The organism is Pseudarthrobacter sp. AG30, assembly GCF_003116525.1.
Taxonomy (GTDB): Bacteria; Actinomycetota; Actinomycetes; order Actinomycetales; family Micrococcaceae; genus Arthrobacter.
In genome coordinates this window covers 239,501-261,774 of record NZ_QEHL01000001.1, presented here as the reverse complement: position 1 = coordinate 261,774, position 22,274 = coordinate 239,501, and the positions used below count along the sequence as shown (strand labels likewise).

19 protein-coding genes are annotated in these 22,274 nt (G+C 66.5%); 5 read left to right on the top strand and 14 right to left on the bottom strand.

Translation table 11 applies throughout. The annotated features are described in order from the left end of the window. The first annotated feature begins 107 nt into the window (after positions 1-107). The 4 genes from DC347_RS01240 to DC347_RS01225 all read left to right on the top strand — a co-directional run bounded on the left by DC347_RS01240 (position 108) and on the right by DC347_RS01225 (position 4,586). Positions 108-971: a GAP family protein gene (locus DC347_RS01240; protein ID WP_109044161.1), complete on the top strand. Its 864-nt coding sequence runs from the start codon at positions 108-110 to the stop codon at positions 969-971. A gap of 148 nt (positions 972-1,119) precedes the next feature. Beyond that, entirely contained in the window at positions 1,120-2,193 is a 1,074-nt protein-coding gene (locus DC347_RS01235; protein WP_109044160.1) for a nucleoside hydrolase, read from the top strand. Beyond that, a complete protein-coding gene (locus tag DC347_RS01230) occupies positions 2,194-3,621 on the top strand; it encodes an MFS transporter (protein ID WP_109044159.1) in 1,428 nt (475 codons plus the stop codon). After that, the gene (locus DC347_RS01225; RefSeq protein WP_109044158.1) at positions 3,618-4,586 is read left to right on the top strand and encodes a ribokinase; all 969 of its coding nucleotides are present in this window, start codon (positions 3,618-3,620) and stop codon (positions 4,584-4,586) included. The genes DC347_RS01230 and DC347_RS01225 overlap by 4 nt, the downstream gene beginning before the upstream one ends. A gap of 25 nt (positions 4,587-4,611) precedes the next feature. On the opposite strand, the gene DC347_RS01220 is transcribed toward DC347_RS01225, so the two are convergent. From DC347_RS01220 to DC347_RS01200, 5 genes are all read right to left on the bottom strand, one after another. After that, positions 4,612-5,682, bottom strand: coding sequence for a LacI family DNA-binding transcriptional regulator (locus tag DC347_RS01220; RefSeq protein ID WP_240617666.1), 1,071 nt, complete (start codon positions 5,680-5,682; stop codon positions 4,612-4,614). Positions 5,683-5,729: 47 nt separating this feature from the next. Next, the gene (locus DC347_RS01215) at positions 5,730-6,635 is read right to left on the bottom strand and encodes a carbohydrate ABC transporter permease (protein ID WP_109044157.1); all 906 of its coding nucleotides are present in this window, start codon (positions 6,633-6,635) and stop codon (positions 5,730-5,732) included. Continuing rightward, complete coding sequence (locus tag DC347_RS01210; RefSeq protein WP_109044156.1) at positions 6,632-7,513, bottom strand: carbohydrate ABC transporter permease; 882 nt, start codon at positions 7,511-7,513, stop codon at positions 6,632-6,634. The genes DC347_RS01215 and DC347_RS01210 overlap by 4 nt, the downstream gene beginning before the upstream one ends. A gap of 9 nt (positions 7,514-7,522) precedes the next feature. After that, the gene (locus DC347_RS01205) at positions 7,523-8,857 is read right to left on the bottom strand and encodes an ABC transporter substrate-binding protein (protein WP_109044155.1); all 1,335 of its coding nucleotides are present in this window, start codon (positions 8,855-8,857) and stop codon (positions 7,523-7,525) included. A gap of 65 nt (positions 8,858-8,922) precedes the next feature. Next, positions 8,923-10,359 (bottom strand): GH32 C-terminal domain-containing protein, encoded by a 1,437-nt coding sequence (locus DC347_RS01200; RefSeq protein WP_109044154.1) that lies wholly within the window; start codon positions 10,357-10,359, stop codon positions 8,923-8,925. Between the two features lie 275 nt (positions 10,360-10,634). Between DC347_RS01200 and DC347_RS01195 the strand changes: the two genes are divergently transcribed. Further along, positions 10,635-12,188, top strand: a complete 1,554-nt coding sequence (locus DC347_RS01195; protein WP_109044153.1) for a glycoside hydrolase family 32 protein — start codon at positions 10,635-10,637, stop codon at positions 12,186-12,188. Positions 12,189-12,193: 5 nt separating this feature from the next. Here DC347_RS01195 and DC347_RS01190 read toward each other — a convergent pair whose 3' ends face one another. The 9 genes from DC347_RS01190 to DC347_RS01150 form a co-directional block, all read right to left on the bottom strand. Then, a complete protein-coding gene (locus tag DC347_RS01190; RefSeq protein WP_018762750.1) occupies positions 12,194-12,934 on the bottom strand; it encodes an SDR family NAD(P)-dependent oxidoreductase in 741 nt (246 codons plus the stop codon). A 44-nt stretch (positions 12,935-12,978) separates the two neighbouring features. Further along, on the bottom strand, positions 12,979-14,157 hold the full coding sequence (locus DC347_RS01185) for an ROK family transcriptional regulator (protein WP_026264852.1): 1,179 nt from the start codon (positions 14,155-14,157) through the stop codon (positions 12,979-12,981). A gap of 27 nt (positions 14,158-14,184) precedes the next feature. Further along, positions 14,185-15,543: a glycogen debranching protein gene (locus DC347_RS01180; RefSeq protein WP_109044152.1), complete on the bottom strand. Its 1,359-nt coding sequence runs from the start codon at positions 15,541-15,543 to the stop codon at positions 14,185-14,187. Next, complete coding sequence (locus DC347_RS01175; protein WP_018762747.1) at positions 15,540-16,622, bottom strand: ABC transporter ATP-binding protein; 1,083 nt, start codon at positions 16,620-16,622, stop codon at positions 15,540-15,542. Before DC347_RS01175 ends, DC347_RS01180 begins: the two co-directional genes overlap by 4 nt. Positions 16,623-16,663: 41 nt before the next feature. Beyond that, positions 16,664-17,503, bottom strand: coding sequence for a carbohydrate ABC transporter permease (locus DC347_RS01170; protein ID WP_018762746.1), 840 nt, complete (start codon positions 17,501-17,503; stop codon positions 16,664-16,666). Beyond that, on the bottom strand, positions 17,500-18,393 hold the full coding sequence (locus DC347_RS01165; protein WP_018762745.1) for a carbohydrate ABC transporter permease: 894 nt from the start codon (positions 18,391-18,393) through the stop codon (positions 17,500-17,502). The genes DC347_RS01170 and DC347_RS01165 overlap by 4 nt, the downstream gene beginning before the upstream one ends. Next, positions 18,393-19,736, bottom strand: coding sequence for an ABC transporter substrate-binding protein (locus tag DC347_RS01160; RefSeq protein ID WP_018762744.1), 1,344 nt, complete (start codon positions 19,734-19,736; stop codon positions 18,393-18,395). Before DC347_RS01160 ends, DC347_RS01165 begins: the two co-directional genes overlap by 1 nt. 158 nt (positions 19,737-19,894) lie before the next feature. Further along, on the bottom strand, positions 19,895-21,301 hold the full coding sequence (locus tag DC347_RS01155) for an MFS transporter (RefSeq protein ID WP_109044151.1): 1,407 nt from the start codon (positions 21,299-21,301) through the stop codon (positions 19,895-19,897). Positions 21,302-21,329: 28 nt separating this feature from the next. Further along, positions 21,330-22,250, bottom strand: a complete 921-nt coding sequence (locus DC347_RS01150) for an amidohydrolase family protein (RefSeq protein ID WP_109044150.1) — start codon at positions 22,248-22,250, stop codon at positions 21,330-21,332. Positions 22,251-22,274 lie beyond the last annotated feature (24 nt).

Below are 22,274 nucleotides of genomic sequence, written 5' to 3'. Positions count from 1 at the left end.
AGGGGAGCGCCGGCCTGTCTCAAGCGCGGTTTCTGCGACTAAAGGATGAGTCCGCCCTCCCTCCGATGCCCGACGCGCCAGGAGGCAGGTTGGCGCAGACTCTTCCTGTGACTGCAGAACTCCTGGCCCAGTTGGCCATCCTCGCCCTGATCGACAGCACCAGCATCGGCACGCTGGTGATTCCCGTGTGGCTGCTCCTGCGCCGGGACTCCGGGGGGCGGGCAGCCGTCACCGGAAAGGCGGCGGCCTACCTCGCAGCCATCGGGCTCTTCTACTTCCTGCTCGGACTTGGCCTGCTGACAGGTGTGGCCGGGGCCGCCGGGGCGTGGGGTGCGGACCTCGGGGCCCTCGGCGGGTTGCCTGCCGTGCAGTGGGGAATGCTGGTGGCGGGCGGCGGCTTGCTGGCGTGGGCCGTATTGGGAGGAAGGCCCGGGCGCGGGGTTTCCACGCCGACGGAGCCGCCCTTTCCAAGCAGGATGACCGGTTCCCCGGACACTGCACGCCTCCAGGGCCGCGGCGCCCGTGCCGAGCGGTCCAGCGGGGTGGCCGCTGCGCAGGAGCCCGGGCCATCACCGGTCGAGGCCCGGTGGCAGCGGAGGATTGGCCGTGCAGTGGGGACCCCCGGCGGACTGCTGGGCCTGGCGCTGCTCGCGGGATTGCTCGAGGTGCCCACCATGCTGCCGTATATCGGCGCAATTGGGCTGCTGACGACCTCCAGTGCTGGCTGGGCCCTTTCCGCTGCCCTCCTTGGCGCCTACTGCCTGGTGATGCTGCTGCCTGCCGGGCTCCTGGTGGCCGGCAGGCTTGCCCTTGGCAGCGTGCTGGATGCCCCGCTGGCGCGCCTTGGCGCGTGGCTGTCGCGGGTGGCCGGGGAGGCGGTGCTGTGGGTGGCAGGCATTGTGGGGTTCCTGATGCTCCGGGCCGCGCTGGCGGCACTTTTCCCGGATGCGGCCTGGAATCCCTTCGGTTAGGCAGCCGCTGGTCCAGTCAGCAGGCGCAAGGCATCAAGCGTTTGACGTGGGCAAACGCCGCCGCCACGTTAAGCGCTTGACGTGGACCACAAAACGGTGCCATGATCACTCCCGGAATACTGGACCCCTGCCTCCCCGGCAGGCCCCAATGACGTGGAGAACCATCGTGGAACCAAACCCGCAAGAGAGTCAGCACCAGCCCCGGAAGATCATCCTGGACTGCGACCCCGGCCACGACGACGCCGTAGCCCTGCTGCTCGCGCACGGCAACCCGAACATCGAACTGCTGGCCGTCACCACGGTGGTGGGCAACCAGACCCTCGAAAAAGTCACCCGCAACGCCCTGGCCGTAGGCACCATCGCCGGCATCACCGGAGTCCCCTTCGCCGCCGGCTGCCCGCGGCCCCTGGTCCGCAGCATCGAAACCGCCCCGGACATCCACGGCGAGTCCGGCATGGACGGCCCCGCCCTGCCCGAGTCCACCATCGAGCTGGACCCGCGCCACGCCGTGGACCTCATCATCGACACCGTCATGGCCCACGAACCCGGCACCGTCACCCTGGTCCCCACTGCCGGCCTGACCAACATCGCCCTGGCCGCCCGCAAGGAACCGCGCATCGTGGAACGGGTCAAGGAAGTGGTCCTGATGGGCGGCGGCTACCACGTGGGCAACTGGAGCGCCGTGGCCGAGTTCAACATCATCATCGACCCCGAGGCAGCCAACATCGTCTTCAACGAGAAGTGGCCCGTGGTGATGGTGGGCCTGGACCTCACCCACCAAGCGCTCGCCACCCCGGACGTCGTGGCGAAAATCGCCGCCATCGGCACCACCCCGGCGAAGTTCGTCACCGAACTGATGGACTTCTTCGCCCACACCTACAAGGACGCCCAGGGCTTCGACTATCCGCCCGTCCACGACCCCTGTGCCGTGGCCTACGTGATCGATCCCAGCATCGTCAGCACCCGCAAGGTGCCGGTCAACATCGAACTGCAGGGCACCCTCACCCTCGGCATGACCGTGGCCGACTTCCGCGCCCCCGCTCCCGCCGACTGCCACACCAGCGTGGCCGTGGACCTGGACCACGCGCGGTTCTGGGACCTCGTCACCGACGCGCTGGTCCGCATCGGCGAGCCCGGCGCCCGTGACCTTAAGGACAACGGCACCGCGTCCGACGTCGAACCCGGCCGCAGTGCCCACCTCACCGCCGTAGGGGTCAAGTAAATGACCGCCACGACCACCGAAACCACCACCGGCCGCGGCAATACCGCAGCCCTCATGACCGCCCTGCTGGCCGCCTGCGTGGCGTTCCAGCTCAACGCCTCCATGCTCAGCCCCGCCCTGGTGACCATGGGCGAGGAACTCAAGACCGACCAGGCCGTCATCGGCCTCTCCCAGACCTGGTTCTTCACAGCCGCCGCCCTGTTCTCCCTGTTCCTGCCCCGCCTCAGCGACATTGTGGGACGCAAGAAGGTCCTGGTGGGCATGATGGTGCTGATGGCCGCGGGCTCCGTCATCGCCGCGCTCGCCCCGGACGTCACCTGGCTCTTCGTGGGCCGCATCATCCAGGGCGTCAGCGGACCCACCGTCCCGCTCTGCCTGATCATGTTGCGCTCCGCCGTGAGCAACCCGCGCAAATACGGCACGCTCATGGGCCTCATCACCGCCGTCAACGGCGGCGTGGCCGGCGTCGACTCCTTCGTGGGCGGCTACTTCGCCGAGCACTTCGGCTTCCGCAGCATCTTCTGGCTGATGGTGGTCCTGGCCGCTGCCGCCACCGCCCTCGTCCTGGTCCTTGCCAGGGAGAGCAAGCCTGCCGCCGGCACCACCATGGACTGGCGCGGCGTCTTCTTCATCGTCGTGGCTGTGGGCGCCCTGCTGACCGCCCTGAACGAAGGCTCCAAGCTGGTGGCCGGCTTCTCGGCCGCCACGCTGATCCTGAGCCTGGCGCTGGTCCTCGTCTCCGCCGTCGCCTTCTTCGCCTTCTGGCGCACCGAACAGCGGGCCGCCCAGCCGATGGTGGAAACCGTGCACCTGCGCCAGCGCGCCACCTGGGCACCCCTGCTCACCACCACCCTGACCATGACCGGCATCTTCGCCGTCATCAACGGCATCGTCCCGGCCTACGTCCAGGCCGCGGCGCCCGGCTTCAGCATCGGCCCCACCGAAATGTCGCTGATCATCCTCACCCCGTACGCCCTGCTCGGCTGGCTGGTGGGTCCGCTCAGCGGGCGGCTGGCCCCCGTCCTCGGGTACACCAAGGTGCTGCGGATCGGGCTCCTCGGCAGCATCGCAGCACTGGCCGTCATCGCCTTCTTCGGCCTGGGCAGCCTGCCGATGATGATTGCCGGCACCGTCTTGCTGGGCATCATGTACGCCGGTACCGTCAACATCATGCTCAACGGACTCGGCGTTGTCCTCTCGCCCGCCGGCAACCCCGGCTTCCTGCCCGGCATGAATGCCGGCGCCTTCAACCTGGGTGCGGGCCTGAGCTTCCTCATCCTGCCCGCGGTCCTGGTGGCCACGCAGGCGCTCGGCGATGCGAAGGCCTCCTACCTGACCGTCGTGCTTGTCGGGCTGGCCCTCACCGTGGCGGCGTTCGCCGCCTCGCTGTTGATCCCCAAGCCGGTTGAGGCCGAGGTGGCCCCGTGAGTGGCGAGGCGCAGAACACCGGCCGGATCGTCGTCGTCGGCTCCCTGAATGCAGATCTGACCATCTACTGCGAACGCCTGCCGCAGCCCGGCGAGACCGTGCACGGCAACGGATTCGCCGTGAACCCGGGCGGCAAGAGCGCCAACCAGGCCGTGGCCGCGGGCCGGCTCGGCGGACACGTCAGCCTGGTGGGGGCCGTGGGGGATGACGCCAACGGCAACATGCTCCAGGCCTCGGTTGCCGGTGCAGGGGTGGACGTAGGGCACGTGCGGACCTCCAGCGAACCCACCGGTGTCGCGGTGATCGCCGTGGACGCCCACGGCGAGAACAACATCATCATCTCCGCAGGAGCCAACGGCACGCTGTCCCCCGCCGACGTCGCCGGCGCCGCGGACGTCCTGGACGGTGCCGCCGTCGTCAGCCTCTGCCTGGAGGTGGCCATGCCCACCGTGCTGGCCGCCGCGCAGGCAGGGCACGACGCCGGCGCAACGGTTCTGCTGAATCTCTCGCCGTACGCGCACATTCCGGCGGAGCTGGCGGAACTGACAGACGTCCTGCTGGTGAACGCCCACGAGGCGGCGCTGTTCCTTGGCCCCGGGGCTTCGGTCCCGGGCGCGGAGGCCCACGCGGCGCAATGGGATACGGTCCGGGAGCGGTTTGCCGGGCGGGGGATCCGGCAGGTCCTCGTCACCCTCGGCGCGCACGGGTCCGTGGTGCTGGATTCGGAGGCGGCTCCCGGCGCCCAGGTGACCTTCGTGGCGCCCACGCGCGTGGACGCCGTGGACACCACCGGGGCCGGCGACGCCTTCACGGGAGCGGTTGCCGTCCGGCTGGCCGCCGGAGACGCCCTCGCCGAAGCTGCCGCCTTCGCCTCTGTGGCGGCCGCCCTGGCCACCACCCGGAAAGGCACCCAGTCGGCGTATCCGGAGACGGCCGACGTCGAACGCCGCCTCCGCGCGTCCTGACGCCGCCGGCGGGATCAGCCGGGGGTTACGCCCGGGCCTTGGTCTGGACGGAGGTCCGCTCGACGGCGGGGCAGTGGATCTTCGCTGCCCCGCCGACGGCTGGGTCGAGGCCCAGGAGCATCCGGACACCCGCAGCGCCCAACTCGTAGTGCGGCAGGGCAACCGTGGACAGCGGCGGGCGCAGGTGGGCGGCAATCACTTCCTGGTTGTCGAACCCCACCACCGCCATGTCCTCCGGGATGGCCAGGCCGTGTTCCCGCAGGCCGTCGTAGAGGCCCATGGCCATCCGGTCGTTGTAGCAGAACACAGCGGTGACATCCCGCGTGAGCAGTTCCGCCGTGGCCCGGTAGCCGCCTTCCTGGTCCGGGTAGGACTCCATCACCAGAGCCGAATCGAACGGGACACCGGCCTCCTCAAGGGCCTGCCGGTATCCGGCCAGCCGCCCATCCTTGGCCGGCGCCGGAATGGTTGCATTGATGAACGCAATGCGCCGGTGGTCGTTCCGCAGCAGGATCTCCGTGGCAGACCGGCCACCCTGGACCTCGTCCGGGACGACGGCCCGGGCGCCCGGCTCATCGGAAAAGCAGTTCACCAGGACAAAGTCGGCTTCGCGCAACGGGGCCGGAATATCGGTGGCCCGGTGGAACCAGGTGGAGTAGAGGATGCCGCGGACCTTGTATTCGAGCATCATGCTGATGGCGTCCTGCTCCAGCTCGCCATTGCCCTCGGTATTGGCGATGAGCAGCGCATACCCGTGCTTCCACGCCTCGTCCTGCGCCCCGTGGATGATCTGGCCGGCAAAGGGCGTGGTGGCCACGCCGTCGGCCACCAGCCCGATGAACTTGGAGGTGCCGCTGACCAGGGTCTTTGCCATCGCGTTGGGCCGGTAGCCCAAGGTGCGGAGGGCCTCCTTAACGCGCCGCCGGGTTTCCTCGGCTATGCGGGCGTCCTTCTTCTTGTTGACCACCAGCGATACCGTGGCGGTGGAAACACCGGCCGCTTCCGCGACCTCGCGGAGGGTCACGGGGTGGGCCCGCTCCGGCGCGTGCGGCGGATCCTGCGGCACGCCGCCGGCCGCGCCCGCACCATTCTCCATTGAACTCATCTGCCCTCCTTCAGGAGTATATCCAGCAGCAGGTGCCGTCATCCCTTGGTCGCTCCGCTCTCGAGCCCCTGGATCATGGCCTTGTTGAGCACCAGGAACACCAGCAGGAGCGGGGTGATGGTCACGCACACGGCCGCAAAGGTTGCCGTCCAGTCCACCTTGCCCATGGCGCCGATGTAGTTCTGCAGGCCCAGGGGGATGGTCTTGAGGTCCTCGGAGAGCACGAACGTGTTGGCGAAAATGAAGTCGTTCCAGATGAAGATGCTGTTTACCAGGACCACGGTGACCACCGTGTTCACTGACAGTGGCAGCGTGATCAGGCCGAAGATCCGGTACGGTCCCGCACCGTCCAGGGACGCCGCCTCATATGTCTCCTTGGGAATATATTCGTAGAACGAGGAGAACAGATAGACGGACATGGGCAGGGAGAAACCGGCCAGCGGGATGATCATCGACTGGTACGTATCCAGCAGGTTCACCTGCGAGTAGTCGATGAACAGCGGAACCAGGGCGATCTGCACCGGGACGATGATGCCGATGAGGAACAGCCCGCGGACCAGCTTGCTGAGCCGGAACCCCAGCACCTGGATGGCATAGGCGGCCATCATCCCCAGCAGGACGATGAGCACGTTGGCGCCCATGGTCACCACGAAGCTGTTCAGGATGTTCCGGCCCAGGTCGCCGGTTTCGAAGGCCCGGGCGTAGTTCTCCCACGTCAGCGAACTCGGCAACGCGAAGGGGTCGCCGGTGGCGAAGTCGTGTTCGCTGCGCAGGCTGGTCAGGAACAGCCATGCCAGCGGATACACCTGCACGATCACGATGAGCATGATCAGCACCCGGGAGAGTGTGCGGAACAGGTCCGGCCGGCGCTTGCGGCGCTTCACGGCGGGCGTGGGAGGTACGACGGCGGGCGGCTGGGCGGGCGGGGCTGCCTGGGTGATCATGCGTCTGCCTTTCGCTTCAGCAGGAACAGGATGAGGCCGACGGCGGCGAGGCACTCGATGACGATAAACACCGAGATGGTGCTCGCATAGCCAAAGTCCGTGCTGGTGAACGCCGTCTTGTACATATAGGTGGTGAGCAGTTCGGAGGACTGCCCCGGACCGCCGTTGGTCATCAGGTAGGGGATGTCGAACCCCCGCAGGCCGTACGTGGTGGCCATGATGGTGGTGGTGATCCACACCGGGCGGATGTACGGGAACCGGATCTTGCTGAACAGGGTCCAGCGGGACGCGCCGTCCAGGACGGCCGCTTCCTCCAGTTCCTTGGGCACCGCGAGCAGTGCCGCGTAGATGATCAGCATGTACAACCCGGTGAACCGCCAGCCTTCCGGTGCGGACACGGCCGCCAGGACCGTGTTCACATCCGAAAGCCACGGCCGTTCCAGGCTGCCCAGTCCGATCCAGTGGAGCAGCTGGTTCAGCAGCCCCACTGGTTCCAACGAGTAGATCCGGACGAAGAGGAAGGCAATGGCCACCGTGGAAATCACGGCCGGCAGCAGGTAGAGGGTCTTGATGAGCTCCCGTCCGCGGCGGAGGGAGGTAAGGAGGCTCGCGACCGCCAGGGCACCGCCGAGCTGCAGCACCAGGCAGATGACGAGGTAGATCAGCGCGTTCAGGAACGCCCGCCAGAAGATGTCATCGCCGACGAACATCCGGATGTAGTTCGCCAGGCCGACGAATTCCATCTCGCTGATGCCGTTCCACGAGAAGAAGCTCAGGAACAGGGACTGCAGGATGGGGAAGAGGACCGCAGCGCCATAGAGCAGCAGCGGCGGGAGCAGGAAGACCAGGACCGATGTCCGTGACCTGTTGGGCAGCATGGCGGACCTTTACTTGAAGAACTTGGGGGCGTTCTGGGCGATGGTGCTGTCCAGGGTTTCCGTGAACTGCTGGGGAGTGACCTCGCCCTGGACCAGCAGGACCAGTTCCTGCTGGAGCCGGCCGTTGGTGGTGGGGTCCAGCTGGGTGTCCCACGGCATGGCCTGCTTGGACCCGAGGTCCTTTGCCTGGTCCAGGGCCTTTTGGAACAGCGGCGTGGCGTTGGCGGGGACGGTGGTCTGGACGTCGGTGGTGGGCGACAGTGCGCCGGTGGCCGCGTATTGGGCGGGGTACTTCTTCAGGGCGAACTTCAGGAAGTCGCTGACCAGGGGATCGTAGGTCTTGGCGTTGACGGCCATGCCAATGCCCGACGGCGAGACGAACTCGTTCGCAGCCGTCACCGATCCTGCGGTGGTGGGCAGGGTGAAGAAGTCGACGTCGTTGCGGACGGCGGGGTTGAGCTTGTCGGTGGCCAGGCTGGGCAGCTCCCAGGTTCCGATGTTGTACATGGCGGCCTGGCCGGAGGTGAACTGGTTCTGTGCGTCGGAGTAGCCCTGGGCGGAGAAGCCGTCCTGGAAGCACTTGGCCTTGCCCAGTTCGGCCATCCAGTTGACGGTCTTCTGCCCGGCGGCATCGCTGAACTTTGCATCGCCCTTTTTCAGTTTCTGCACAAAGTCGGGGCCGGCTTCGCGGAACGGCTGGTAGGCGACGTACCGCTCCAGCGGCCATTGGTCCTGGCCGTCGATGGCAATGGGGGTGATTCCCTTGCTGCGCAGGGCGGTGCACATGGCGGGGATATCGTCCAGGGACTTGGGTACGGCCACGCCGGCCTTGGCCAGCAGTGCCTTGTTGTACCACATAAACTCCAGCTCGAACTGGAACGGAATCATGTAAAGAGAGCCGTCGTCAAAGCGCTGGTAGTCCAGTGCCCCGGGGCGGTAGTTGCCGTAGATGTCCAGGGATTTCAGCAGCTTCTCGGCGTCGAGCATCTTGCCCTGTTTGGCCAGCTGCTGGGCGAACGGGGTGGCATCGGTGTCGAAAAGTTCGGGAAGCTTGTTGGCCGCGGCCAGGGTCTCAAGCTTCTGGATGTAGGAGGGCCGGTCAGGGGTGGTGATCAGGTTCAGCTTGAAGCCGGGGTGGTCCGCGGCGTATTCGTCGGCCAGCTTCTTCATGATGTTGATGACGGCGCCATCTGCCGGGCGGGAGAGGAGCCAGGAGATTTCATGGGGCTTGATCTCGCCGGTGGGGCTGACGTCGGAGGAATTCGTGGAACTGCCGCCGCCACAGGCGGTCAGTGCCAGGGCGGTGGCGGCTGCGACGGCGGCAGCGCGGAGCAGGTTTTTCATTTGGGGCAATCTCCCTTGATTGAACGGATCGTTGGAACGGGTCGGATGGAATGGAGGATGGGTATTCAGTTGTCGGTGCGCTTGCGGACTTCGAGATCTGTGACAGTGACCGAACCTTCGCCGGCGAACACGCCCAGTGCACCGGTGGGGAGGTCGTAGATGCGGGTACTCAGGGCCACCTGCCGGTCCACGACGGCGACGCACAGATCGCCGTCCACCACCACTTCCAGCGTGTGGCGTCCGGGTGCGAGGTCGCACGGGCGTTCAAGTTCTATGGCGTACGGGACGTCGCCCGAGACGTGCCATTGGGCGTCGCCGGTGACGGCTCGTGGCCAGCGGTCGAACACCAGGCGGCCGCGTTTCGGTTCGAGGCGGAGGACGTAGGAGTGGTCGCCGTCCGCGGTCGACCGCAGCAGCAGCCCGCATTCCGTGGTGCCGGGGCCGATGTCCAGCACCGCTTTGGCGTAGAACTGCGTGGGCATCGGATTCGCAGACATGGCGGCAGCGTAGCCGTCCGGGACGTCCAGCCGGAGCGGCAGCCCGCTTCCAAGCTCAAGCGGGACGTCGTCCCAGAAGCTGTCCACCAGTTCGTCGGCGAACCCGAACGCCAACGTCCCGTCGGCGTTTTGGCGGGCCTCCAGCACGGCCATGGTGCCCGCCCACTGCCAGGCGCCGTCGTCGGAATTTCCTTCCTTGCTGGCGATCCAGCCGAAGAAGAACCGCCTGCCGTCCCGCTCCGCCGTTTTTGCAGCGTAGAAGGCGCGCCCGTCGATGCTGTCCCGGGCCGGAACGGTCCACGGGCCGTCGGGGCTCGTGGCCATCCGGTACCGGGTGGTGAAGGTTTCGGAGAACTCCGAGTAGACCATGTACCACCAGCCGCCCCACTGGAACACGTCGGGGCACTCATGGGTGATGTACCGGCGGGGATCCCAGAAGGGTTCGGCGTGGGACCAGGTCGTCAGGTCGGTGGAGACGCACTGCGCGATCACGCCCCGGCGGCGTTCCGGTCCGGTGGAGTGCCTGGCGGCAAGGAGCATCCGCCACACGCCGGCCGCCTCATCGCGGAAGACGAAGGGGTCCCGCCAGTCTGCGGAATCGTACCCGTCCGGGGCGCCGAAGGTGAGTTCGGGGTGCTTGGTCCAGGTGGCCATCCCGTCGGTGCTGGTGGCATGCATGACCAGTTGCAGGGGCAGTCCGCCGGGGCCGAGGTTGGCCGGGTTCTGGCCCGTGTAGAAGAGGTGGTGGACGCCGGACTCGTCGGCGACGATGCTGCCGGTATAGCAGTTGAAGTCCAGGTCGTTTGCGGTGCCGTGGGGGAGGGCCACGCCATGGTCCTGGAACTGCGTGAGGTCTTTGGTGGTCACCAGGTTCCACGCCGTACCGGGCTTCGGATCGGCGCGCACTTCATGAAGATAGAAGAGCCAGAACTCGCCATCCTTCTGGAAGGGGATAAGGTCTCCAACCCACGCATCGGCGGGCTGGAAGAAGACTGGGTAGCTCATCAGCGGTGATGTCCGTTCTGCTAAAGCGTTTGATCACCTAGAAGCTAGCGTGAAAGAAGGCGCTGATCAAGCGTTTTAGCAAAAATACTTTCCGAGGTGCCCACGGCCCCATTTATGACGTGGGCCACTTCGCTGAAACGCTTGACCACTCCGCCGCCGCTGGGTAACTTGTCCTGCTAAAGCGCTTAAGCACTGCGGTGACCGTGCGGACCAACGAGTGTTCCCCACGGAGCGCCCGGCGGCGGAGCCGCCGCCCCCGCGAGAGGAAGTCAATGATGACGCATGCCATGTCCCGCCGCCACATCCTGCAAGGCACCGGAGCAGGAGCGTTCGCCCTCCTGGCGGCCGGAGCCATCTCCGCCCCACCCGCGCACGCCCGGGATTCCCTGCGCGCGGTCTTCCACATGACCCCGCCATCGGGATGGCTGTGCGACCCCCAGCGGCCGGTATTCGTCAACGGGGCCCACCACCTGTACTACCTGCATTCCACGCAAAACAACGGGCAGGGCGGGTGGGACCATGCCAGCACCACCGACGCCGTGGCCTTCACCCATCACGGCGTGGCGCTGCCGCTGCAGCCCGATTTTCCCGTGTGGTCCGGATCCGCAGTGGTGGACACCGCCAACACCGCAGGCTTCGGCGCCGGAGCGATCGTCGTGCTCGCCACGCAGCCCACGGACGGCATCAGGAAATACCAGGAGCAATACCTCTACTGGTCCACCGACGGCGGTTACACGTTCACGGCCCTCGCGGACCCGGTGATCGTCAACACGGACGGCCGGGCGGCCACCACACAGGCAGAGATCGACAACGCGGAATGGTTCCGGGACCCCAAGATCCACTGGGACGCTGCCCGCAACGAATGGGTGTGCGTGATCGGCCGCGCCCGGTACGCCGCCTTCTACACATCCGTGAACCTGCGGGACTGGCAGCTGAAACGCAACTTCGACTACCCCAACCACGCGCTGGGCGGCATCGAGTGTCCGGATCTGTTCCAGATGAAGGCCGACGACGGCACCTGGCATTGGGTGCTGGGCGCCAGCATGGACGCCTACAGCATCGGGCTGCCCATGACGTACGCCTACTGGACCGGAACCTGGGACGGTAACCAGTTCCTTGCCGACGACGTGGACAATCCGCAATGGCTGGACTGGGGCTGGGACTGGTATGCGGCGGTGACCTGGCCGGTGCCGAATGCGCCGGAGACGCGCCGGTACGCCGTCGCCTGGATGAACAACTGGAAATATGCGGCCCGGGATGTTCCCACAGACGCCACCGACGGGTACAACGGCCAAAACTCGATCGTCCGCGAAATTCGCCTGGTGCGCCAGGGCGGAGGCTGGTACAGCCTGTTGAGCAGCCCGGTTCCCGCGCTGGCAGGCTACGCCACCTCCACCACGGTGCTCCCGGACCGGACGGTGGAGGGCAGCGTCGTCCTGCCCTGGAATGGCAGGGCCTATGAGCTGGAGCTGGACATCTCCTGGAGCGCCGCGGCAAATGTGGGCGTGTCCGTCGGCCGCTCCGCGGACGGTGCCCGCCACACAAATATCGGCAAATACGGTGCTGAGCTCTACGTCGACCGCGCACCCTCGGACCTTGCCGGCTACTCACTGGTGCCGTATACCCGTGCCGCGGCCCCCATTGACGCCGCCGCCAGGTCCGTGCACCTGCGCATCTTCGTGGACACCCAGAGCGTGGAGGTGTTCGTGAACGCCGGGCACACGGTTTTGTCGCAGCAGGTGCAGTTCACCGGCGGCGATACCGGCATCTCGTTCTACAGTGACGGGGGACCGGCCGTCTTTTCCGGAATCACCATCCGTGCCTTCTGAACGGTCTAGCTGAGCGCTTCCAGGGTGGTGCCGGTGCAGTCCGCGAGCTGCGCCAGCAAAGCATCCTGGAAACGGGGGTCGCCGGCTGCCGGATGCGGGGTTTGCCGCTCCTGGTGAAACCAGTAGCCGCCGCTGGCCAAGGCCTCCGCATCATCGCTGGTGGCCAGCCACTCCTGGGTGCGGTGGCCCAGTTCCAGGCTGTCAGGCGCCGACCGGCCACCCATCCGGGTGGGCACCCAGCCGGGGTCGACGGCGTTGCTGGCGACGTGTGGCACCAGCCGGGCCAGCGCCAAGGTCAGCGCAGTGACCTGGAGCTTGGTGGTGGAGTAGGAGGCCGTCGTCGTCCGCCCTTCCCAGTCCAGGCCGCCTAGGCCGGCGTCCCCGCCCCGGTGCATGCCGCTGCTCAGGTAGACCAGGCGGCGCGGACCGGGCATGAGGGCCGTCAGCAGGTAAGGGGCAACCACGTTGACGGGCAGCAGCGCCGGGCCGCTGAGTACGCCGGCGTTGTGGATGACGGCGTCGATGTCGCCGATTCCGTTGGCGTCCGCCGCCAGTTGCCTGACGTCCGCCAGGACGGCCAGGTCTCCGACGACGCTCTGCGCCCCGCGGTCCAGCAGGTGCTGTACTGCGGGGAGCCGCCGGGAGGACCGCGCATGCACGATCACCTCGTGGCCGTCCCGGAGCAGCGTCTCCGCCGTCGCCAGGCCCAGCCCGTCAGTGGAGCCGGTGATGAAGATGCGTGCCACGGTCAGCCTTTCCTTCGATGGTGGGAGGCGTGACGGCCCAGGCGTCACGCCAGGGCCGTCACATCCGAGAACATCCGGTCAACGGCGCGGGGGGCAAAGATGTCGCGCATCACCAGTGTGGTGAGTCCGTGGCAGGCCGCCAGGTCTTCCGGGTGGCCTGCTTCCACCACCATGCCTTCGGCGATCCGGTCAACGACGTCGGCGAGGACCCGGCGGCCCACCCGCTCCACGAACGTTGCCAGGGAACCCAACTGCCCGCCGAGTACCAGCCGGTCCGGGTTCAGCGTGGTGACGGTGGCGGCAAGTGCCTGCCCCAGGACGTCCGCAGCCGAGTCGAGGGCGTTCAGCACCTCGGCGTTTCCGGCCATCGCTGCATCGCGTACCTGGCCCGCCGTCGAAAAGTCCAGATGACCGAGCTGGTCCTGGATGGCGCGGCCGGAACTGTAGGCTGCGAGGCAGCCGCGGCGCCCGCACCGGCACAGCGGCCCGTCCGGTGTCATCCGGATGTGGCCGATGTCGCCGGCCGACCCGTGGGCGCCCCGGAGGATTGATCCCTCCACCACGATGCCGCAGCCGATGCCCGTCCCGACCTTCACGTAGACAACCGTTTCGGTGTCGCTGTTCCGTTCGCCCAGGGCGGCGGCGCGCGCGTCATTTTCGATGACAAGGGGCAGATCCCATGCCGCTTTCACGGCCGACACCACCGAGTCCGGGGCCCAGCCTGGGATGGTGGTTGGGTGTTTCACGAATCCGGTGACTGCCTCCACCGGCGCGGGGAGGCTGACGCCGATGCCCAGGAGGGTCTCACCCGCGCCTTGCGCCAGCAGCGCGCGTCCGTCCTGGATCAACGGATCCAGGACGGACGCGGCGGGCTCACTGATGTCGAGCCCCCTGGTCACGGAGCGCAATTGCCTGCCGGTGGTGTCGGCAATGCTTACGGTGCCGTGGGTCTGGCCGAGCGTGATGGCCAGGACCACCCGGCCCCGGTCTTCGAAGCGGATCTTCCGCGAAGGGCGTCCGCCGGTTGAATCCAGCGGTTCTGCTTCATAGATGTAGCCCCGGCGGGTGAGGGTATCCAACCGTTCATACAACGTGGCCCGTGACATCCCCGTGGTGGAAAGGAGCTGCTGGCGGGACAATCCGTCCGCGGCGCGGATCAGCTCCAGCAGGTGTCCGTGCGACGTCGCTCCACCCAAGCTGGCAGGCACTCTTTCAACGGTCACGCGGCCCCCTTCTCCCGGTCCACAAGCCTACTTGCCCGACGCGTCCTCCCGCGCGGTTCCCATCCACTCCAAGGCTGCTGCCGCTGTCCATGCCTGGGCGAGGCTCCCCAGCGGTTCGCCGGTGAAGGGCTCGTAGTACTCGCCGAACTGCAGGTCGGAGAGTTGCTGAAGTGATGCGGACCGGAGCTCCGCGAAGAGCCCCGTGGCACCGTCACGGGCGCTGGCCCAGCCCAGGAGCAGGTTCAGGAAGGGCCATACCGGTCCACGCCAATAGGTCCGCGGCCGGAACGCGTCGCTGGTTGGCGAGGTCGAAGGGGGCAGCGGAAACCGGAGCTCCGGGAAGCCCATCCAGCGCGGTCCGCGCAGGAGGTCGCGCTGGGCCGCGAGGAGGGCAGGATCGCCGCCGGCGACGAGGGGGGCGAAGCCGGAAACCGTCTCAGTGCCGATCCACTCCTTGGCGAGCACGTCATAGTCCCTGGCCAGCCCGGTTTCCGGGTCCACCGTGGACGCCACCCCCGCACGGAACCGCGCCGCCATTCCCTGGAGCTCCAAGGCATCCTGTTCGCGTCCGAGTTCCATGGCCAGTCCGGCGAGGACCTCGCTGGACGCCGCCATGATGGCGGAGAAGAAGACGTCCCGGACCCGGAAATCGACCACGTCCTGCACTGCGGCGTCATCGAATTTAACCTCTGCCATCTGCTGCACCAGCCAGAGGTACTTGGTGTACTCGGCGTCGTCGGGCCGTTCGCTGGCGTCCGCGACGTGCAGGACGTCCCGGCGGGTATAGGCCGGAACGGCCCCCGGCGCGATCCTTGAGTAGGGGCCGTCCCAGCGGGGTGAATTATCGAAGCCCGATTCCCAGCCGTGGTGGATTTCGACCAGGCCCACACCGTCCGGGTCGCGGACCGTGGCCAGCCACCGGTGCCACGCCAGCCAACCGTCAAAGGACTCGGCCAGGAACTCCTCGGCCGCTTCCTGGTCGGCGCCGCCGTTTTCCCGCCCGCGGTCAACGATGTGGCGCAGGGCGATGGCGTGCACGGGCGGTTGGCAGATGCCGCTGCTGCGGATTCCTGCGGGCAGTGCTGCAGCGTCTGCTGTTCCCCACCGGTCGAAGCCCGGGAAGTAGCCGGTGTCATTGTCGCTGAAGACGATGTGCGGAATCATCCCCGTGGACCACTGCGCGCCCAGCAGGCTGCGCAGTTCCGTGACGGCGCGGGGGACGTTGGTGCGGGCAAGCCCGATGGCAACGAATGCCGCGTCCCAGCTCCACATATGGGGGTACAGGTTGGGGGCCGCGCTGGTCATGGTGCCCAGGTCGTTGATCTTCAGGACGTCGATGGCGGCTGAGCGCAGTTCTTCACTGGACAGGGAGCGGGTCGGGTTCATTTGGCCTCCAGTGCCATTGATGTTTCGCGGTCATAGACGCGCATAGTGTTCGGGGCGAAGCCCAGCCAGATGGTGTGCCGGGGAGCCGTCTTGAAAGTGGGCGGTGCCTGGACCTTGAGGCTGTGGCCGTCCACATCCACCGTGAGCAGGACGGTGGATCCCATCGGTTCGACGACGAGGACCGTGGCCGCCACGTCGCCTGAAGAGCGCTGGTTGCTGACTGTCACGTTCTCCGCCCGGACGCCCAGGAGAACGTCCTTGCCCGCAAAAGAGCGCAGGATGGACGGCGCCATGAGCTGCTGTTCACCCAGGACCAGCGTGCCGCCGTCGTGGCTGACCGCGGCATCCAGGAAGTTCATGGGCGGGGACCCGATGAAGCCGCCCACGAACTGGTCGGCAGGCGCGTCGTAGACGTCCAGCGGATCTCCCAGCTGGACGATGCGGCCCTTGCGCATGACGGCCACCTGGTCGCCGAGGGACAACGCCTCGCTTTGGTCGTGGGTGACGTAGACCGTTGTGGTGCCGAGGTCCTGAACGATCTTCTTCAGCTCGGACCGGAAGGTCAGGCGCAGCAGGGCGTCGAGGTTGGACAGCGGTTCATCCATCAGCAGCACATCGGCATCCATCACGATGGCCCGTGCCACGGCCACCCGCTGCCGTTGTCCGCCGGAGAGGTTGGCCGGAAGCCGGTCCAGGTATGGACCCAGCTGGAGAAGGTCGGCGGCCCACTGGACCTTCCGCTCAATCTCGTCGGCCGGCACCTTCGCCATCCGCAGCCCGAAGCCGATGTTGTAGCGGACCTTGCGGTGCGGAAACACAGCGTAGGACTGGAACACCATGGAGAGGTTGCGCTTGTTTGGCGGCAGGTAGGTGACGTCACGGCCGCCGATGGAGATCGAGCCGGAGTCCGGAAGTTCGAGTCCGGCGATCATCCGCAGCAACGTGGTCTTCCCGCAGCCGGACGGTCCCAGCAGGACGGTGAACTCGCCGTCGCGGATGGACAGGGACACGTCGTCCGTGGCGCGCTCGGATCCGCCCGGATACGTCTTAACAAGGTTGGAGATCTGGATATCAGCCACAATCGGCTCCTTTGGGGAAAGTGGTGGCAGGCCGGCGCGGCCTAACGGATGGTTGAGCCCCACATGTTGGTGAGGTAGCGGCGCATCAGCGCGATAAAGATGATGGACGGAATGACCAGGGCAAAACCGCCCGCAAACCGGTACGCCAGCGGGGAGTCGGACAATGAGCTGAGGACCTGGGCGGGGAGGGTGCGGTGGTCAAGGGTGAGGATCGACGCACCCAGCACTTCGTTCCAGGACATGACGAAGGTAAAGATCGACGCCGCGGCGAGGCCCGGCAGTGCCATGGGCAGCACCACCCGCCCGAATGCGCCGAGCGGTGAGCAGCCAAAAAGGCGTGCCGCTTCCTCGACATCGATGGGAACGCTGAGGAAAACGCTGGCGGAGATCAGGATTGTGGTGGGCAGCGCCAGTGCGGTGTGCAGGAGGATCACTGCATAGGTCGTGTCGTAAATGTCCACCGTGAGGAAGAGCCTGGCGAGCGGGACGGACAGCACCACGATCGGCAGGGCACGGGTGAACAGCAGGAAGAGTTGGTAGGGATCCTTGCCTCGGAAGCTGAAGCGGGCCAGCGCGTATCCCGCGGGTACGCCGATCAGCGCCGCCAGGACCAGCGTTCCGGCCCCGACGATCAGCGAGTTCCCCAGTGCCCCGAAAATGCCCGTCGCCCCCAGGAAGCCGTTGAGCGTTTCCACGGAGAGGTTGGTGGGAAGGAGCGAGAGCGGAAAATCGTTGAGCGACGCCCTGGTGGAAAGCGCTGCGAGGGAGATCAGGTAGATGGGAATCAGCATGAACAGCGAGACGGCGATGCATGCCGCCTGCAGCAGGAACCGGTTCCGCTTCTGCCGGGCGATGGGTATGGTGTCCACTGTGGGGCTCATCGGAGTCCTCCCTGGTTCTTGTCGCGGAGCGCCCGCAGGTAAAAGATCGACGTGGCCATCGAGACGACGAGGATGACCAGGGCCAGTGCGGCAGCCACGTTGGGGTTCTGCAGCCCGGTGTACCAGCGGTACGTTTCGCCCACCACCAGGGGGAAATTCTGGCCGGTTAGCGCCTGCGCCACGGCGAACGTCTGGAAAGCGAGGATGGTCCGGAGGATCAAGGCCACCTGGAGGCTGGGTTTCAGCAGCGGCAGGGTCACGTGCCGCAGGCGCTGCCAGAACGTGGCACCAAATACCTGCGCGGCCTCGTCGTAGTCCTTGGGGATGCCTTGGAGCCCGGCGACGACGATGATCAGCACCAGGGAGGTTGCCCGCCAGAGTTCGGCGATGAGGACGCAGATGAACATGCTGGTCTGGTTGTCGTAGGCGAGCCACGAAGTGCCCTGCAGGCCCATCCATGAGAGCACCGAGTTCAGGTATCCGCGGTCGTTGAAGATCGCAAGCCAAACCAAACCGGCCGCCAGGTCGCTGAGGGCCAGGGGAATGGCCCAGATGAAGAAGTGGACCTTGTGCAGCCGCGGATTGCTCCGCAGCATCAGGGCCATGGCGATCGCAAGCGCGAACTGCAGGGGGATCATCACAACGATCAGGAGCAGCGTGTTGCGGACTGCCGGCCAAAAGTACGGGTCCTGCACCATGCGGCTGACAAACTCGAGGGTGAAGCCCTGGTCATCCTTGAAGGCCTGCAGGACGCCCTGGATAACGGGCCAGCCCAGGAGCAGGGCCATGAAGATGACGGACGGGGCAATCAGCAGGACCGCGGGCGGTATCCTGCGCCGCCGCGGTGGAGCAACTGTTGCGGCTGCTGTGGGGGGTGCCTCTACGGCCATTACGCTACCTCGCATTTCATCGAGATCGGATCGGGCGCCCAGCAAGGAACATTCAGGCCCTTCAGGATGGTGTTCAGCTGGGTTGCCTGCGTATCGAGGACCTGCTGGATGGGCCGGGTTTCCAGGCAAATCTGCTGGAAGCAGTTCTTGAAGATCTGTGAAACTTCCCCTTCCTTGGCGCCCAGCCCTACCGGCGGAAGTGCCAGCAACGCCCCGGCGGATCGCTGTTGCCGGCGTACCGCTGCGGCCTCCAGCGCGATGGCACCGGTCAGGTCCGAGGGAAGTTCGGTCTGGACCACAGGGAAGAACGCGTTGCTGCGCAGGGTCTCGATCTGGGAGGCCGGCTCGGTCAGGGCCCGGATGGCCTTCTCGGCAAGATCGCGGTCCTTGCCGTTCCTGGGCAATGCCATACCCGCGATGATCAGCATGTATCCACGCCCCTTCGGCCCACGGGGCGCCGGGACCATCAGCCAGTCGTCGGGTTTGTCTGCCGGCGCGTTGACCAGGCGTGCAACGTGGTCCCAGGCGACCAGGATTTCGCCGCGGGCCAGGGGTTCCTGCATGTAGTCGTAGTTGGTGGAGGCCGGGGCCATGGCGGACCACAGTTCCTGCATATAGGACCACGCGGCCACCGCATCCTGGTTGCGGAACGTGGTGATTTGGCCGCCGGTAAAGCTGGGCAGCAGGAACCCCTGGTAGAAGCGGTGGTGCAGGCCTTTGGGGCCGGCGGGCATCCCGAATACCGGCCTGCCGGCACCCTGTTTGGCGGCTTTGGCCCAGGCCAGGTAGCCCTCGTAGGTCAGGTCGTTGACGTCCACGCCGGCGGGCAGCCACTCCAGGGCCTTCTTGTTCACGGCCACCACGTAGGTGGCTTGCATCCAGGGGACATAGCGCGAGGTGGCGCCGCCCACCTTGGTGAGGTCAAGCATTTCCTTGGTGAACCCGCGCCCGGCCAGGTCCCGGAGGAGGGCGTCGACATCCTCGAGGGAGTCGGCGAGCGGGGCCAGTTCACCGTGCAGGCCGCCCAGAAGGGAGGTTTTCACGTTCCCGGCGGCCGCCTGGGTGCTCACCGTTGAGGAGAAAACGCCGGGGTCCACGGAGTTGTAGGCCATGGGCACCTTGGCGAACTTCTTGAGGACCGCTTCGTACCGTTGCTTTTCTTCCACCGGGGTGAACTGGGTGGACAGGAACCCTACGGTTCCCTGGCCTGCGGCCGCGCCGCTGGTGTCGAACCCCGCGCAGGATGCCAGGAACGGCGCTGACATGGCCGTTCCCAATCCGGCCAGGAGGAGGCTTCTGCGGGAAACGGCACTGCGCCGGGGGTGGAATGTGGTGTCTGTCATTGACTGCTCCCATCGGATGTGCGCCACTGCACAAACTTTCGTTTAAGCATTAGACATAAGTGGCGCAGTGTCAACCCTCCGTGGGGAGCGTGCGGCCCCCGGAGTTAACGGAAAGAGCCCGGTGCCGCCGTGCGGCACCGGGCTCTGGATCGCGCGGATTAGTGGCGGATGCCGCCGTCGTGCGTCCTGACTGCGGCGGTTCCGTTCACCGGCCCGGCTGCGGGGTCTGCCCCCGTTGCCGCGAACAGGCGTGCCTTCCGCGTTGCGGGGCCGAAGATGGCCAGGGCGACGGCGCCGAAGAGCCAGGTGCCGGCGATGAAGAAGAAGACGCTCTGGTAGCCGCTGCCGTTATAGAGGGCAGCGATGATCAGCGGACCGGCGGCATTGGAAAGCCGGCCCAGTCCGTAGGACACGCCGGTGCCCATGGAGCGTCCGTTGGTGTCGAATAGTTCGGGCGAGTAGGCGTAGGCAAGTGCCGTGTAGCCGCGCTCGAACAGGTTGACCAGGAAGCCGAACAGGACGATCAGCACCGGGTTGAACGTGAGGCCGTAGAGGAGGCCGCATACGGCGATGATGGTGCCAAAGACCACCAGGCACCACTTTCGCTCGAAGCGGTCCGTGACCAGGGACGCGAGGTAGGAGCCGAGGGGTGCGCCGACCGTGGTCAGTGCCACGTAGAAGATGGAGTTTTCAACGCTGAAGCCTTCCTTGGCCAGCAGCGTGGGTGCCCAGCTGGAGTAGCCGAAGAAGCCGATGGTCTGGGTGACCCAGAGGACGGTGAGGAGGAGGGTGGGTGCCAGGTATTTCTTCTGCAGCAGCAGCGTCAGGGGTGCCTTGGCGGCGGCGGGAGTTTCGACCGGGGCGGCGGGCGCGGGGAGGGCTCCCTTCTCCGCGCTGACGGTGGCCTCGATTTCCTTGAGGATGGCGTCTGCTTTGGCGTAGTCGCCCTTGTTTTCATACCAGCGCGGGGATTCCTTGAGCCGCCGCGTGAACAGGATGAAGAGGATGCCCAGTGCGCCCCATACGTAGACCAGCCGCCAGGTCCAGTCCGCCAGGGGGACCACCAGGCTGGCGATGAGGTTGGTGGCCGGTGTCCCGCAGATGCCGATGACGATCGCGTATGCCTGGTACTTGCCGCGCTTGGCCGCGGGGAACAGTTCGTTGACGTAGATGACCGCCACCACGGTCATGGCGGAGAGCCCGGCCGAGGTGAGGATCCGGAAGAGGCCCAGCGACACGATGTCCCAGGAGAACGCGGCTACCAGCGAGAAGGACGCGTACCAGAGGGTGGTGATGACCAGGGCATTCTTGCGGCCCCAGCGGTCTGCCATCCAGCTGGCGATGAGTGAGCCGAAGAACATGCCAACGAAGGAAGCGGACGTCACGTATGCCACCTCGTTGACGCTGACACCCCACAGCTTGATCAGTTTGGGCACGGTGGTGGCGAAGCTGTTGATGTCGGCGAACTCGAAGAAGTAGGCGAACGAGACGGCCACCAGGGCGATCTTATGGAATTTGGAAATTGGCAACCGGTCGAGGCGGTTGGCGGCGTTGGAATGCATCATTGAAATCCTTGGGCAAGAGGGAGGCAGGCTAGGCGTTTTCGCCGGGCCAGTAGAGGTTCATGGGGTTGGTGACGAGGAGTTTGTGCTGGAGGTCCGGGGTGGTGGCCACGTGCGGAATGTAGTCCACCAGGAGTCCGTCGTCCGGCATGTGGTGCGTGAGGTTCGGGTGTGGCCAGTCGGTTCCCCACAGGACACGGTCCGGAAATGCCTCGACGACGGTGCGGCCGAACGCCATAACGTCGCGGTACGGGGCGGGCTCCCCGTCCAGCGCGGGCGGACCGGAGATGCTGAGCCGTTCCGGGCAGCTGACCTTGACCCAGACGTCATTGTTCTCCACGAAGCGCAGGAACCTGCCGAACTCCGGCCCGGTCGCCGGTTTGGCCACGTCGGGGCGCCCCATGTGGTCCACCACCAGCGGCGTGGGCAGCGAACCGAAGAAACCTTCCAGCCCTTCTAGGTCCTGGCCTTCGAAGTAGATGACCACGTGCCAGCCCAGCGGGGCGATCCTGCGGGCGATTGCGGCCAGTTCCTCTTGCGGTGCCGCGTTGACCAGCCGCTTCAGGAAGTTGAACCGGACACCACGCACCCCTGCGGCGTCCAGCCGTTCCAGCTCGGCGTCGCTGATGTCCGGGCGGACGGTGGCCACTCCGCGGGCGCGGCCCTTGGAGGCTCGGACGGCGTCCACCATGGCGCTGTTGTCGGCGCCGTGGCAGGTGGCCTGCACGATCACGTTGCGGCTGACGCCCAGGTGGTCCCGCAGGGCGAACAATTGGTCCTTGCCGGCGTCGCAGGGCGTGTACTTCCGCTCCGGCGCGAACGGAAACTCGTTCCCGGGCCCGAAGACGTGGCAGTGCGCGTCCACTGTGCCCGCCGGAAGCGTGAAGCGTGGCGTGGAGGGGTTGCTGTACCAGCCGAGCCAGCCGGGTGACTTGGTGAAGGTGCTGTCCATGGGGTTCCTTTGGCCGGCAGGTGA